At 69.7% G+C, this 13040-nt stretch carries 14 protein-coding genes and 1 pseudogene; 2 read left to right on the top strand and 13 right to left on the bottom strand.

Going from position 1 to position 13040, the window contains the following annotated elements; all coding sequences use genetic code 11:
- Nucleotides 1-7: 7 nt before the first annotated feature.
- From ACIF83_RS13085 to ACIF83_RS13025, 13 genes are all read right to left on the bottom strand, one after another.
- Nucleotides 8-592 carry a hypothetical protein gene (locus tag ACIF83_RS13085; RefSeq protein WP_393468383.1) on the bottom strand — a complete coding sequence of 195 codons (585 nt, stop codon included), beginning with the start codon at nucleotides 590-592 and terminating at the stop codon, nucleotides 8-10.
- A gap of 21 nt (nucleotides 593-613) precedes the next feature.
- The gene (locus ACIF83_RS13080) at nucleotides 614-1147 is read right to left on the bottom strand and encodes a pilus assembly protein TadG-related protein (RefSeq protein ID WP_399726332.1); all 534 of its coding nucleotides are present in this window, start codon (nucleotides 1145-1147) and stop codon (nucleotides 614-616) included.
- 50 nt (nucleotides 1148-1197) lie between these two features.
- Nucleotides 1198-1395, bottom strand: a complete 198-nt coding sequence (locus ACIF83_RS13075) for a Flp family type IVb pilin (RefSeq protein ID WP_393468379.1) — start codon at nucleotides 1393-1395, stop codon at nucleotides 1198-1200.
- Between the two features lie 98 nt (nucleotides 1396-1493).
- Nucleotides 1494-2252: a response regulator gene (locus ACIF83_RS13070; RefSeq protein WP_393468377.1), complete on the bottom strand. Its 759-nt coding sequence runs from the start codon at nucleotides 2250-2252 to the stop codon at nucleotides 1494-1496.
- Nucleotides 2253-2265: 13 nt separating this feature from the next.
- Nucleotides 2266-3684 (bottom strand): sensor histidine kinase, encoded by a 1419-nt coding sequence (locus ACIF83_RS13065; RefSeq protein WP_399726328.1) that lies wholly within the window; start codon nucleotides 3682-3684, stop codon nucleotides 2266-2268.
- A gap of 16 nt (nucleotides 3685-3700) precedes the next feature.
- A complete protein-coding gene (locus ACIF83_RS13060) occupies nucleotides 3701-4588 on the bottom strand; it encodes a DUF5936 domain-containing protein (protein WP_390772623.1) in 888 nt (295 codons plus the stop codon).
- 13 nt (nucleotides 4589-4601) lie between these two features.
- Nucleotides 4602-5546, bottom strand: coding sequence for a type II secretion system F family protein (locus ACIF83_RS13055; protein WP_399726324.1), 945 nt, complete (start codon nucleotides 5544-5546; stop codon nucleotides 4602-4604).
- A gap of 4 nt (nucleotides 5547-5550) precedes the next feature.
- A complete protein-coding gene (locus ACIF83_RS13050; RefSeq protein WP_393468371.1) occupies nucleotides 5551-6888 on the bottom strand; it encodes a CpaF family protein in 1338 nt (445 codons plus the stop codon).
- An 18-nt stretch (nucleotides 6889-6906) separates the two neighbouring features.
- Nucleotides 6907-7266 (bottom strand): TadE/TadG family type IV pilus assembly protein, encoded by a 360-nt coding sequence (locus tag ACIF83_RS13045; RefSeq protein ID WP_393468369.1) that lies wholly within the window; start codon nucleotides 7264-7266, stop codon nucleotides 6907-6909.
- Nucleotide 7267: 1 nt separating this feature from the next.
- Complete coding sequence (locus ACIF83_RS13040; protein ID WP_393468366.1) at nucleotides 7268-7651, bottom strand: TadE family protein; 384 nt, start codon at nucleotides 7649-7651, stop codon at nucleotides 7268-7270.
- A 3-nt stretch (nucleotides 7652-7654) separates the two neighbouring features.
- Complete coding sequence (locus ACIF83_RS13035; protein ID WP_393468363.1) at nucleotides 7655-8887, bottom strand: CpaE family protein; 1233 nt, start codon at nucleotides 8885-8887, stop codon at nucleotides 7655-7657.
- Between the two features lie 12 nt (nucleotides 8888-8899).
- Complete coding sequence (gene cpaB / locus ACIF83_RS13030) at nucleotides 8900-9604, bottom strand: Flp pilus assembly protein CpaB (RefSeq protein ID WP_399726319.1); 705 nt, start codon at nucleotides 9602-9604, stop codon at nucleotides 8900-8902.
- Between the two features lie 60 nt (nucleotides 9605-9664).
- Nucleotides 9665-10507, bottom strand: a complete 843-nt coding sequence (locus ACIF83_RS13025; protein WP_393468358.1) for a hypothetical protein — start codon at nucleotides 10505-10507, stop codon at nucleotides 9665-9667.
- A gap of 352 nt (nucleotides 10508-10859) precedes the next feature.
- Here ACIF83_RS13025 and ACIF83_RS13020 point away from each other — a divergent pair, with 352 nt between their 5' ends.
- Both ACIF83_RS13020 and ACIF83_RS13015 read left to right on the top strand, forming a co-directional pair.
- The gene (locus tag ACIF83_RS13020) at nucleotides 10860-12554 is read left to right on the top strand and encodes a chitinase (protein WP_393468355.1); all 1695 of its coding nucleotides are present in this window, start codon (nucleotides 10860-10862) and stop codon (nucleotides 12552-12554) included.
- A 171-nt stretch (nucleotides 12555-12725) separates the two neighbouring features.
- Nucleotides 12726-13040: pseudogene (locus ACIF83_RS13015) on the top strand (hypothetical protein); the annotation flags it as partial.

Genomic DNA, 13040 nt, shown 5'->3' with positions numbered 1-13040 from the left:
TTCAGCCTCACCCGGAGATCTTGACGGTGGCGGAGGAGAAGGTGGGCAACTGCAGGGTCACCTCGGCGGTGTCCGCCGGCGGGGAAGGGAACTGCATGAAGACTTGCAGCGACTGACCCCCCTTGAGCGAGCCCAGCCCGGTTGTGGTGAGCGGGCGGCCCTCCGTGTCGCGCAGTACGTAGTAGCGCTTCTTCCCCTTGGAGTCGACGAGGGTGGCTCCACCCAGGGACGGGCCGTTCTTGGTGATCTCTGTTTCATTGCCGCTGAGGGCGGACGGGATGAGCAGTTCCTTGCCCCCGTCGTTCTTCATGGTGCCGTTCACCGTGACGAAGCCGCCGGAATCACGTTGCACGGAGGTGATCTGGAGAAGCAGGCCGTCCGAGCCCTTCAGCTCGGCCAACGGACTGTCCGACTGCCCCTCTTGGGTACTCGGGTTCGCTCCACCGGACGCGGTGCCGGACGCCGTGTGGTCCGGCTTCTTGGCGTCATCGCCACCGCCACCACCGCAACCGGCCACGCCGAGGGCCAGACCAGCCACGACAGTCAGCGCGACCATCCCCCTGGCGGCCTTCCCTGTGACCCGAATGCTCATGACTCTGCTTCCTTCTTTACGTCAGTCAGCCAGGTGGACGTCGAAAAGATCCTCGGGCCTCGGGAGGTCGGTGAGGTCGTCCGGGTTCAGTTCCCAGTCCCGGTCCTTGCAGGTGAGTTGTGGCAGCGCGCTGCCCCCCGCGCCCTTCCCGGGAAGTTCGAACGTGCACAGGGGTTCGATCACGGCTCTGGCGGACGCCGTCGAGTGGTAGTTCTCGGACCCGGGAACGACGGATTTCCCGACGGACTTGTCGGTCCTGGCCGTGACCGTGAACGTGAGGGGCTCCGGCGAGTCGCACTGGGCCTGGGCATCGTTCTGCGCTGCGAGTTGATCCGCGCGCCAGCACGACGGTCCGAGCGGCACCTTGCCGTCGAAGTCGTCCTGCCACTTGGTCGGGTCGAGGATGTCCTCCACCCATTTCGCCGCGAGTTGGTCGCGCCTGTTCTGTGCGGCGGCGAGCACAGCAGCATCTGCCGCAGTCTGGGCACCACCCCGGTTGACCGCGGCCTGGCCGACGGCGAGGTAGGCCAACGCAAGAAAGAGCAGGCCTGCCACCACCGTGATGTAGATGGGGAAGGCCTGCCCTGAGTCGCGGCGTAGAGGGATCAGCCACCCGTGACTTCGGAGATCTTGTTCCTGATCGCATCGAAGATCGTCTGACCGATGCTGGTACCCGTGATCGCCAACACGATCGCCACAACCACCGCGATGATGCCGAGGTACTCCACCGCGGTCTGTCCCTTGTCGCTGCGAGCAACTCGGGCCTGCAGATACGCGATGGTGGTGTTGAACCAGTTGCTCATGGTGGTCCCCTTCGGGCTCGCCTCCGATCCGGAAAACGTATGCGGGGACACAGCACCCGCGAGAGGGCCCTCGGACCCAACCCCGGACCCAATCCATCTCACCCCACCCCCAACCACTTCGCAGCCGCCTGCGACCTGCTCGTGCTGTGGAGCTTGGCGAAGATGCGGTTGATGTGGTTCTTGACCGTCTTCTCGCTGATGAAGCAGGCCGCGGCGATCTGCTGGTTGGTCATGCCGGACGCGATGAGGTCCATGATCTCCGCCTCCCTGGCACTCAGTTGGAACCGCGACCGAAACGACTGTCCCACATCGGATTGCATATGCGAAAGCTTTTGCGGTGGAATCTCGCCGAGAAGAGTTGAGAGTTCAGGTTCCGTGTGTGCAGGTGCACTTGCCTGAAGATGGGTCAGTAACGCCTTCGCCGCCCCCGGTGTCACATGCGGCCGCCCCTCCCGCACATCCCGCACCGCCCTCACCAGCTGCTCCGCCGTGAACTCCCCGTGCACCAGATATCCCCCCGCCCCCAGCCGCAAAGCCTCCCGCACGGTCTCCGTCTCGTGGCTGTAGGTGAGCATCATGACGGGAGCCAGCCGGACCAGGTGGGGCAACGCCGAGATTCCGTCGACGCCGGGCATGCGGACGTCGAGGAGGATGACGTCGGGGCGGTGTCGCAGTGCCGCCTCGTACGCCTCGCGGCCGTCCGCCGCCTCCGCGACCACCGTGGTGTCCTCGCGGTCGGAGAGAAGGGCCGTGAGGCCGGCGCGGATCACGGGGTTGTCGTCGGCCACCACGAGGCGCAGGGGGGCCGTGGCCGTGGGTGCCGGGAAGTCGATGCCCGGCGGGTTCCGGTGCTGCATCGGGTGCCTCCTCTCAGGTTTCCCGGGACGGAAGATCGACGGCGAGGGCACGCAGCGGCAGCTCCACCCGAACCTCCGTACCCCGCTCGTGCTCCCCCCGCCCGATACGGATCCGAGCCCCGGCCGAGGCCGCGCGCTCGACCATGCCCAGCAGGCCGAAGTGGCCGCAGTGGCGGAGCTGTTCGAGGGTGGTGCCGGGGGGCAGGCCGCTCCCGTCGTCGTGGACCGTCAGCCGGAGCAGGTCACCGTCGATCCCCACGGTCAGGTCCACCTGGGTCGCCGAGGCGTGGCGATGGGTGTTCTCCAGCGCTTCCGTGGCGATGGCGAGGAGATCGCGGGCCAAGGGTGGGGGGAGGGGCGGAACGGGGGTTCCGTTCAGTCGTCGGCAGGACACCGGTATGCCCGTACGGTTCGTGAAGCCTGCCGTGCGTGTGCTCAGTTCCGTCCACAGGTCCGTCGGCCGCGCCGCAGCCGGCGTCTCCTCCCGGCGCAGGTCCTCCAGCAGTTCCCTCGACTCCGCCGCCGCCCTGCGTGCCGAGCGGGACACCAGTTCCGCCTGCTGCCGGATGCGGGCCGGATCGGGGGCTTCCGCCGACGCCGTCTTCGCCAGGCCGTCGGCGGCCAGGGCGACGCCGTACAGGGTCTTGGCCACCGAGTCGTGCATCTCGCGGGCCAGCCGGGCCCGTTCCGCGTGCACCGCCTCCGTCGCCGCCAGCCGGGCCTGGACCGCCGTGAGGGCCTGGGTGGCCGCGCCGAAGCGGAGCATCAGGTTGCGCAGGGTCGAGCCCATCGCACCGGCGATGACGCACAGGCCGGGCAGGAGCAGGGACTCGGCCACGGCTGTCCGGCCGTCGGACTTCAGGGTCGCGTGGACCAGGAGCAGGATCAGCGCCTGCAGGGAGGCGAAGCAGGCCGCGCCCCGCCAGCTGTAGACCAACCCCGCCAGCAGCGGGGTGCACACGCTGACGTAGGCGAGGGTGGTGTCCGGGCCCGCCGAGATCAGGAGGAGGGACCCGAAGAGGGTGTCGGCGGCGAGCAGGCTGGGGTGGCGCAGGAGCAGGGGGCCGAAGCGCTCCCAGTCGCGGAAGAGGACGTACGACACCATGAAGGTGACGACCACCGCTGCCCCGACCAGGCGGACGCCCAGGCCCGGGGCCGCGTTGAGCAGGGCCGCGGGAGCGGCCAGGACGATCATCGCCAGCCGGAAGCCGAAGACCTGGCGGCACATCGCCTGCAGGGCCCGTATCTGGATCTTCTCGGAGGGCTCGGGGACGGGAGCTTCCGCGCCTGACGTCCGGGACATCCGGAACGCCCGGGATATACGGGACAGCGCCGACGGCTCCTTCGGGCGGCCGCGCTCGAACCACGCCCGCCACCCCTTCCCCAGCCCCCGGAGGGTCAGGCACCTGCCCGGCCGCCCTGTCGCTCCCATCGTCGTCACCCGCCGCTCACTTCCCCGTGAGCGAGCCGAAGTCCACGCCGGAGCCCAGCAGCAGGCCCGCGCCCAGCAGGAGCATCGTCGCCGGGACCATGAACGTGGTGATCATCAGCGTGGCCTTGGGGACCGCGCGGGCGGCCTTGCGGCGGGCGTTCTGGGCGTCCGTGCGGCGCATGTCCTTGGCGAGGGAGACGAGCGTGTCGACGATCGGGGCGCCCAGTTCCTCGCCCTGCTGGAGCGCGGTGACGAACATGGCCACCTGCTCCGAGTCGTTGCGGCGGCGCAGTTCCGCGAAGGCCTGGCGGCGGCTCATGCCGAGGTCCATCTGGCGCAGGGTGATGCGGAGTTCGTCCGCCCAGGGGCCCTCGTAGCGCGAAGCCACCCGGTCCAGGGCCTGGCGGAAGCCCAGTCCGGCGCTGACCACCACCGCCAGCACGTCCAGGAAGTCCGGCAGCGTCCGCTCGATCACGTCCTTGCGGACACGGATCGCCGACCAGATGCCGACCTCCGTCCAGAACGCGCCGAAGAGCAGCAGGAGGAGGGCCACGAACCACTGCCCCCGCAGCAGGAACACCAGGAAGCCGACGCCGCCGAGGGCGCCGTACACCGCGCGGCGGGCGGCGTAGCGGTCGATGGTCAGGCCGCCGGGGTTGCCCGCGAGGTCGATCTTGCGGCGGTACTTGGCGACCAGGCGGGGGCCCATCAGGCGCAGCACCGCGGGGGCGTAGCGCATGCCCATGCGGTCGATGACGGAGCCCACCGCGCCGGTGCGGGTGGCGCCCACCTCCAGGGCGAGCGCCAGGTCACCGGGGAGTCTGGCGTCCGCGCGGTACATCCGGATGCCGGCGAAGACGCCCCAGACACCGAGGCCCATGAGGAGTGCGAACAGGAATCCCATCAGGTCAGGCCTCTCACACGTCGATCCGGCTCATGCGGCGGATGAGGACGAAGCCGACCGCGTACATCGCGAAGGCGATGACCACGCAGGCCTGGCCGACCGGTGAGCCGGTCATGCGCTCCAGGGCGCCGTCCTTGACCCCGTTCATCAGGAACAGGGCGCCGACGCCGAGCACCGGGACGGCGTACGACGTCATGGTCACCTGGGAGAGCTGGGTGCGGATCTCACGCCGGGTCTCCTTGCGTTCCTCCAGTGTCTCGGTCAGGTTCCGTAGCGCCGAGACCACTTGGCCGCCCGCGCGGTTGGAGAGGACCAGCGTCGTCACGAGGACGACCAGCTCACGGGAGGGGAGGCGTTCGGCCAGTTCACCGAGGGCGTCGTCCAGGGCGTGACCGATCGCCAACTGACTTGCCACCTTGGCCAGTTCCTCGCCGGCCGGTGCCTCCAGCTCCTCGGCGGCCATGCCGATCGCGGTGCGCAGGGCGAGACCGGCCTGGGTGGCGTTGGCCAGGATGCGGGCCAGTTCGGGGAGTTGGTTGATGAAGCGCTCGATGCGTTTCTGGCGCTGCCAGTTGAGGAACTGGACCGCCGCCCAGATGCCGAGCAGTCCCGCGAGCGGGCCGAAGAAGGGGGCCAGGGCGGCCTGGCCGATCAGCCAGAGCGCGGCGACCGCCGCGAGCATGTAGGCGAAGAACTCGCCCGGGGTGACGTCCAGGCCGGTCGCCGCCAGCCGCAGCTCCAGCTTCCGGCCCAGTGCCGTACGGCGCAGCCGACGGTCGAGGTTGCGGAAGCGGCGCCTGCGGCCGGTCACCGGTGCCTGGCCGGTGGACGACAACCGCTGCACCAGCTCGGCGCGCTGGGCCCGGCCGGCCGCATAGGTGTGCACTCCGACGACGGCCAGGACACAGGTCAGCAGCGCGACACCGGTGGTGAGCCGGACGAGGGTGTGGAGTTCCATGGTCCTACCTGGCTTCTCGGGTGGCGAGCTGGTCCGCGGAGTGGGCGACACCGAAGGCCTGCGGGATGGGCTGGCCCGCCATGAAGAGTCGGTCGGCGGTACGGCGTGGCAGCGGGAAGTACTCGAAGGCGCCGTACACCCGGCCGTCGGGCGTCATGGGCCGGGCGTGGAAACGGGCCACGGACGCCAGCCGGTACGGCTCGCCGCCGTGGCTGTCCAGCAGGGCGATCTCGGTGATGCGGCGGGCGCCGTCGGCGAACCGGGTGAGCTGGACGAGGACGTCGACGGCGCTGTTGATCTGGTCGTGCAGGGCCACGAAGGGCACCTCGACGTCGGACATGGAGGCGAGGGTCTGCAGCCGGGTGAGCGCGTCCTCGGCGCTGTTGGCGTGGACCGTGGCGAGGGAGCCGTCGTGGCCCGTGGACATGGCCTGGAGCATGTCGAGGGACTCGCCGCCGCGGACCTCACCGACGACGATCCGGTCGGGCCGCATGCGCAGCGAGTTGCGGACCAGGTCGCGGATGGTGACCTGGCCCTTGCCCTCGACGTTCGGCGGCCGTGACTCCAGCCGGACCACATGGGTCTGCTGGAGCTGGAGTTCGGCCGAGTCCTCGATGGTGATGATCCGCTCGTGCGCCGGGATCAGCCCGGAGAGGGCGTTGAGCAGGGTCGTCTTGCCGGTGCCGGTCGCCCCGGAGACGATGATGTTGAACTTCGCCTGCACCAGCCCCGCCAGCAGGTACACCATGTGCTCGTCGAGCGAGCCGAAGCCGATCAGCTCCTGCAGGGTGAAGGAGCGCGGGAAGCGGCGGATGGTGAGGGTGGGGCCGGTCAGCGACAGCGGCGGGATGATGACGTTGACGCGCTCGCCGGAGGGGAGGCGGGCGTCCACCATCGGGTTGGACTCGTCGACCCGGCGGTTGACCGTGGACACGATCCGCTCGATGGTCTGCATCAGCTGGTCCGCCGAGGCGAAGCGGAGCGGCAGCTGCTCGACCCGGCCGCCGCGCTCCACGAAGATCGCGTCCGGTCCGTTCACCATGATCTCGGTGACCGACGCGTCCTCCAGCAGCGGCTCCAGGATGCCGAGGCCGAGCGCCTCGTCCACCACCCGGCGGATCAGCTGGGAGCGTTCGACCGTCGACAGCACCGGGCCCTCGCGGCTGATGATGTGCCCGAGCACCCGCTCCAGCCGCGCCCTGCGCTCGGCGGCGGCCAGCGAGCTCATCTCGGCGAGATCGATCTCCTCCAGCAGCTTGGCCCGGTAGGAGGCGACCAGATGCCCGTCCTCGCCCCGGCTGCCGTGCTCCTCGGGGGAGTTGATGCGTGCCCGCAGACTCATGGGTCGGCAACTCCTCGTTCAGTGGTCGAGCGGCATGGTGGCGGTCTTGTGGGCGTCGCCGAAGTCCCAGACGACCTCGGGGATGTGGACGGTGGCGGTGACGGTGACCGCGTCGCCCCCTTCGGCGGACGAGCAGCGCACCGTGATCCCGCCGCTGACGGCCTCCGCACACGCCTGCTGCGCGTCCTGCCGCAGCGACGCGGCCCGCGCGCCCGCCCGGGCCGCCGTTCCGGCCTGCTCGGCGGCGTAGGCGACGGCCCCGATCTGGATGCCGGCCAGCCCGACGATCAGCAGGACCGGAACGAACCCGAGATACTCGACGGCGACCTGCCCCGCATCGCGGCGGCGACGGCGCGACTTCCCGGATACCGGAGGCATCTCAGCGCTTCACCTCCTCCACGGCACCGGCGTGTCCGTGCACCGTGACGGGGAAGTCGATCGAGCCGGGGAAGAGGACGGGGACCTTCAGTGCCACGTCGGCGGTCACGTAACCGGTCCCCCCGCACTGGTCCACCCTGGCACCCCCTCGCCACGCCCCCGACAGATGCTTCAGCGCGGCTTGCTCACACGCACCGAACCGCTCGCCCCGAGGAGCCGCCGTCCCCGCCCGTACGCCCTCGTCCGCAGCATTCCCCGCGAGCGTGTACGCGTACCCCACGAGCACGCACTGCCACATGAGCACCAGCGTCAGGATGATCAGCGGAGTCATCCCGAGGAACTCGATGCTGACCTGTCCCCGGTCCCCTCCCGGCCGTCTGGGCACCCCTCACTCCTTCCGCCGCCGGAAGCCGACCGCCCCCCGGCCGCTCCCGCGATGGGACCCCTCGGGTGCCTTCGCCAGGCCCAGCTCGCCGGCGAGGGCCCACAGGGCCTGTTTCACCGTGCTTCTGCTGTCGAGTTCGTGCAGGCGTCCCGCGTCCACGACCCCCTGCAGCTCCTTGAAGTTGGCGGGTACGGCGGTACGCGCCACGGCCGTACCGGTGATCCGTTGCACCAGCGCGGGCTGGATCTCCGTGCTGCGGGTGTGCCGGTTGACGACGATCGTCGTCTCCTCGGCCTTGCGGATCTGCAGCCGGTCCCACATGCGCACGGTCCGCTTGGCGGCGCGTACGGCGACCACGTCCGGGGTGGTCACCAGCAGGGCGGTGTCGGCCGACTCCACCGCGGCCGCGTTCGCCGCGCCGAGCTGGGCCCCGCAGTCCACCACGACGACCTCGTACCGGGAGCGCAGGACGCTCACGATCTGGCGGACGGCCCGGTCGGTGACCTCCTCGCCGCGTTCGCCCTCGCCGGGGGCGAGGAGCAGGGCGAGGCCGGTGTCGTGGCGGAAGACGGCGTCGGCGAGGACGCGCGGGGAGATGTCGCTGATGGCGGCGAGGTCCACGACCGAGCGGCGGAACTGGACGTCCAGGTAGGAGGCGATGTCGCCGGTCTGCAGGTCGAGGTCGACCAGGGCGGTGGACCGGCCGGAGGCCTGGGCGGCGAGCGCGAGCTGGATCGCGGCCAGGGTCGCGCCGACGCCGCCCTTGGCGCCGCTGACGGTGACGACCGTACCGCCGGCCCCGCCGAACACGTCGGCGCCGTGGCCGAGATGGCGTCGTACGCCGGTGGACCACTGGGCGACGGCCTGGACGCGGCTGGCGAGTTCCTCGTACGACAGCGGGAGCGCGACCAGGCCGCGGGCGCCGGAGTCCATGGCGGCGGCGAACAGGCCGGGGCTCGCGTCGGTGGTGACGAGGATGACGCCGACGGCCGGGAAGCGCAGGGCGACCTCGCGGATCAGCTCCAGCGCGGGAACCGGGCCGATGTGTTCGTGGACGACGACCACCTCGGGCAGTTCGTCCACCGACTCGGCGGCGAGGCGGGCGAGGGTGTCGACCAGCTGGGTGGAGTCACCTACGGGCGGCTGTGGTTCGGCGTCGGGGAGCTGGCTGAGCAGCGTGGTCAGGGAGCGGACGGCGTCCGGGTCCGCGCCGGCCGGGAGGATCCTGGTGGGCATGCGGGCCGCCTCTCACTTGTCCGTCGCGAGTTCGTAGGTGCGGTCCTTGTCCGGGACGCTGGTCTCGCTGCCGGGTGCCACCAGCGCGAGCCGGACGCGCTGGGCGAAGGACTCCGCGTAGGTGATCCGCTGGGCATCGAGGGTGGACAGCGCGAAGGTGATGGGGACGGCCTCGGTGGGCTGCTGGTTCTTGTCGCGGTCGGGGTCGAGGGCGGTGATCTGGCCGACGTCGAGGACCCGGGCGTTGGTGACGATGATCTTCGACTGGTCCGGGTCGCCCTCCTTCTTCCCCTCGAAGGTGGCGTACACGTTGACCCGCGACCCCGGGGTGATCTTGCCGGCGACACCGGTCGCCGCGTCGATCATGATGGCGACCTCCTGCCGGCCGGGCTGGAGGGCGGGCTGGTCGACGACCATGTCGGTCTGCAGCAGGGAGCCGGCGCGCAGGGTGGTCACGGCGATCTTGCCCTGGATCTGCCGGAGGTCGGTGACGGCGTTGCCGGACAGCCACCGCTTCGGCATCTCGATCTTCTCGAACTGGCCCGTGTTCAGCGCGGTGTACGGCTTCACGTCGGACCTGACCCGATAGGCGCTGACCTCGGGCCCGACCTTTGACTGGACGTCGTCGACGACGGAGAGCACACCGGCGAACGCGCCGAGAGCGCACAGGACCGAGAGGATCAGGAGTATCACGCCGCGGCGCTGACGGGAGTTCATGAACCGTGCAACCTCATTGGGGGAATCGGTCGAGCGGGATGTGAGTGACGTCCGTGCGGGTCACGCGGGCGTTCGTTGTTCCAGAGCACGGGGCGCGGGCGGTTCGTACACGGGCGGGGTGGCCGAGCAGAACACACAGAGGTCGCCTATGACGTCGAGGCCGCACCAGTGACATCTGGACTGCCGTACCGAGGTCACCAGCTGGTACAGGACCGACAGATCGGCGAGATAACTGCAGAACTCGACCATCCGCCCGGTCCCCCACCACCGCGAGGACTCGGCGGGCAACGGCGTCTCCCGCAGCCCGTGCGGTCCCCACGCCTCGGCGAGCCCGGCGACCCAGTCCGTCTGGAGCTGACCCTTGGCAACGAGCATCCACGTGCCGAACTCCGGCCCCTTGAGCCTGGCGCCCGGTGCGACCTTGACGAGCTGCGGCTCGGGATGGGCGGCGACGGCGAACTGGCTTCCCGGCACCCATGACTTGGCGTGCGCCTTGAGGCCGACGGGCACCCGGTCGAGCCGGGCGACCGACCCGAGGACGGCACCGGCGTGGATGTAGTGGGTGAGCAGCCGCCCGGCGGAGGCCAGCACACCCGGGCTGAGGTCACAGGAGGCGAGCTGCCGCAACTGCCGGGCCAGGACGGCTATGCCGAGCGGGGGCAGCTCGGGCCGGAAGAGGGCGACGCGATCGCTCTCCAGCAACGACCGCAGGGTGTAAAGCCGCCGCACCACGGACTCCGGAGCGGCCTGGGAGCAGACGACCACGACATACCCGTACTGCTCGATCAGGGCGTGGAGTTCGGTGAGGGCGTGATCCAACGGGCGCTGGTCGAGGTCGCGCAGCACGGCAGCGGGCATGGTCCGTTCGTCCTGCGCCGGCAGTGCCATGTCGGCACTGGTCACGGCAATGACAGTTGGCACGCGCAGCTCCCCGCTCTTCACACCCGCCGGCCCACCGGTGTAACTCCAATGCGCCAGGACGACTTCATTGCGTGACTACCTGAGCACTGTATCCACGCCCCAATGACCGGAGAACAGCGTTTGTGTAGCTCGTGTGGAACTCCCTGGGCACAAGTCCCGCCAAAACCGGACAGGTTGAGCGCATGAACTTCTGGGCGACGGAGATGGTTTTGGTCTGGACCTCTTGACAGCGAGATTGGTCTGGACCAACTTGTAGGCCAACGGTGGCCACCGTCTCTCACCCCTCTCCCCGCAGACTCCCCCACCGGAGGCCCCAGTGGACCGCGCACCAGGCATGCCCAGACGCAGAGGACGGATCGCGATGTGGTCCTCCGTCACCGCCCTCGCCCTCTCACTGGCGGGCCTCGCCGCAACCCCCGCGTCCGCAGCGGACGTCAACAACGTCAAGAACGCCGGTTTCGAGTCGGGACTGACCAACTGGACGTGTACGGCGTCCAGTGGCACGACGGTCTCCTCCCCGGTCCACTCCGGCTCCTCGGCCCTGAAGGCGACCCCGGCCGGTCAGGACAACGCCCAGTGCACCCAGTCGGTGGCGGTGAAGCCCAACTCCACGTACACGCTGAGCGCGTGGGTGCAGGGCGGCTACTCCTACCTGGGCGTGACGGGCACGGGCACCACGGACGTGTCCACCTGGACCCCCGACACGTCCTCCTGGAAGCAGCTGTCGACCACGTTCACCACGGGCGCGTCGACCACCTCGGTCACGGTGTACACGCACGGCTGGTACGGCCAGGCCGCGTACTACGCCGACGACGTCTCGGTCTACGGCCCCGACGGCGGCGGTGGCGGCGACCCGACCCCGACCGTCCCGTCCGCCCCTTCCGGTCTCTCGGTCTCCGGTACGACCTCCTCCTCGGTGTCGCTGGCCTGGTCCGCGGTGTCGGGCGCGACGGGCTACAACGTCTACCGCGACGGCACGAAGGTCACGGCGGTGACCGGCACTTCGGCCACGATCGCCGGCCTGTCGGCCTCGACGTCGTACTCCTTCCAGGTCACGGCGACGAACTCGGCGGGTGAGTCGGCGAAGTCGGCGGCGGTGACGGGAACGACGGCCGCCTCCGGGGGTGGCGGCGGAGGCGGAGCCCTCCCCAAGCACGCTGTGACGGGCTACTGGCAGAACTTCAACAACGGCGCGACGGTCCAGAAGATCTCGGACGTCCCGTCCTCGTACGACATCATCGCGGTGGCCTTCGCGGACGCGACCTCGACGCCGGGTGCGGTGTCGTTCAGCCTGGACTCGGCCGGCCTCGGCGGCTACACGGTCGACCAGTTCAAGGCGGACATCAAGGCCAAGCAGGCGGCAGGCAAGAAGGTCATCATCTCCATCGGCGGCCAGAACGGCACGGTGTCGATCAACGACTCCACGTCGGCGACGAACTTCGCGAACTCCGTCTACTCCCTGATGCAGACCTACGGCTTCGACGGCGTCGACATCGACCTGGAGAACGGCCTGAACGCGACGTACATGACGCAGGCGCTGCGTGCGTTGTCGGCGAAGGCGGGCTCGTCCCTGATCATCACGATGGCTCCGCAGACGATCGACATGCAGTCGACGTCGAACTCCTACTTCCAGACGGCGCTGAATGTGAAGGACATCCTGACGGTCGTCAACATGCAGTACTACAACAGCGGTTCCATGCTGGGCTGCGACGGCAAGGTGTACTCGCAGGGTTCGGTGGACTTCCTCACCGCCCTCGCCTGCATCCAGCTGGAGGGCGGCCTGTCCCCGTCCCAGGTGGGCCTCGGCCTGCCGGCCTCGACGAGCGCGGCGGGCAGCGGGTACGTGTCGCCGACGGTGGTGAACAACGCGCTGGACTGCCTGGCGAAGGGCACGGGTTGCGGTTCGTTCAAGCCGTCGAAGACGTACCCGGATCTGCGGGGCGCGATGACCTGGTCTACGAACTGGGACGCGGCTTCTGGGAACGCGTGGTCGAACTCGGTGGGGGCGCATGTGCACGGGATGTCGTAGCAGGAGGTTCTTGAGCCTCTCTGACTTCTCGGCGTGAGGACGCCCGGGCCCGGTGGGGTCCGGGCGTCCTCGTATGCGGGTCTCTGCCGGCGGACACATTCGGCCAAAGGTCCTCCACTGTGCCAAGTACCGCGTTGCTTCCGGCAACGTACCGATGTGATGATCCCGGGCATGGCTGATCACGGGGGTGGCGCCGACTCGTCGGGGCCGATACGCAGGTCGCGGCTGGCGGAGTATGCGGAGCCGGCCGACGCGGACGCATCTCCTGTGACTCCTGCTTCCTCCGAGGCGGAGGACGTCGCGCGCAGGCGCCGTGAGTTCGCTGCTGTGCTGGGCGAGTTCCGCCGTACGGCAGTGCTGCTACCCGTTGATGCGGACGAGACTCCACTGTCCGCCGAGTACGGCGGCATCCGCTGGATCCTGGCCTTCTCGAACGAGCAGACGCTGGCCCGGTTCGCGATCGCGAGGGGTGAGGGCGAGCGGGAG

Source organism: Streptomyces sp. NPDC085866 (assembly GCF_044541035.1).
Taxonomy (GTDB): Bacteria; Actinomycetota; Actinomycetes; order Streptomycetales; family Streptomycetaceae; genus Streptomyces.
This window is presented reverse-complemented; position numbering and strand designations above follow the sequence as displayed.

Coding starts and splice junctions, on each gene's coding strand:
- ACIF83_RS13085 (WP_393468383.1), bottom strand. CDS start 592: ATGAGCATTCGGGTCACAGGGAAGGCCGCCAGGGGGATGGTCGCGCTG.
- ACIF83_RS13075 (WP_393468379.1), bottom strand. CDS start 1,395: ATGAGCAACTGGTTCAACACCACCATCGCGTATCTGCAGGCCCGAGTT.
- ACIF83_RS13070 (WP_393468377.1), bottom strand. CDS start 2,252: ATGCAGCACCGGAACCCGCCGGGCATCGACTTCCCGGCACCCACGGCC.
- ACIF83_RS13065 (WP_399726328.1), bottom strand. CDS start 3,684: ATGGGAGCGACAGGGCGGCCGGGCAGGTGCCTGACCCTCCGGGGGCTG.
- ACIF83_RS13060 (WP_390772623.1), bottom strand. CDS start 4,588: ATGGGATTCCTGTTCGCACTCCTCATGGGCCTCGGTGTCTGGGGCGTC.
- ACIF83_RS13055 (WP_399726324.1), bottom strand. CDS start 5,546: ATGGAACTCCACACCCTCGTCCGGCTCACCACCGGTGTCGCGCTGCTG.
- ACIF83_RS13050 (WP_393468371.1), bottom strand. CDS start 6,888: ATGAGTCTGCGGGCACGCATCAACTCCCCCGAGGAGCACGGCAGCCGG.
- ACIF83_RS13045 (WP_393468369.1), bottom strand. CDS start 7,266: ATGCCTCCGGTATCCGGGAAGTCGCGCCGTCGCCGCCGCGATGCGGGG.
- ACIF83_RS13035 (WP_393468363.1), bottom strand. CDS start 8,887: ATGCCCACCAGGATCCTCCCGGCCGGCGCGGACCCGGACGCCGTCCGC.
- cpaB (WP_399726319.1), bottom strand. CDS start 9,604: ATGAACTCCCGTCAGCGCCGCGGCGTGATACTCCTGATCCTCTCGGTC.
- ACIF83_RS13020 (WP_393468355.1), top strand. CDS start 10,860: ATGCCCAGACGCAGAGGACGGATCGCGATGTGGTCCTCCGTCACCGCC.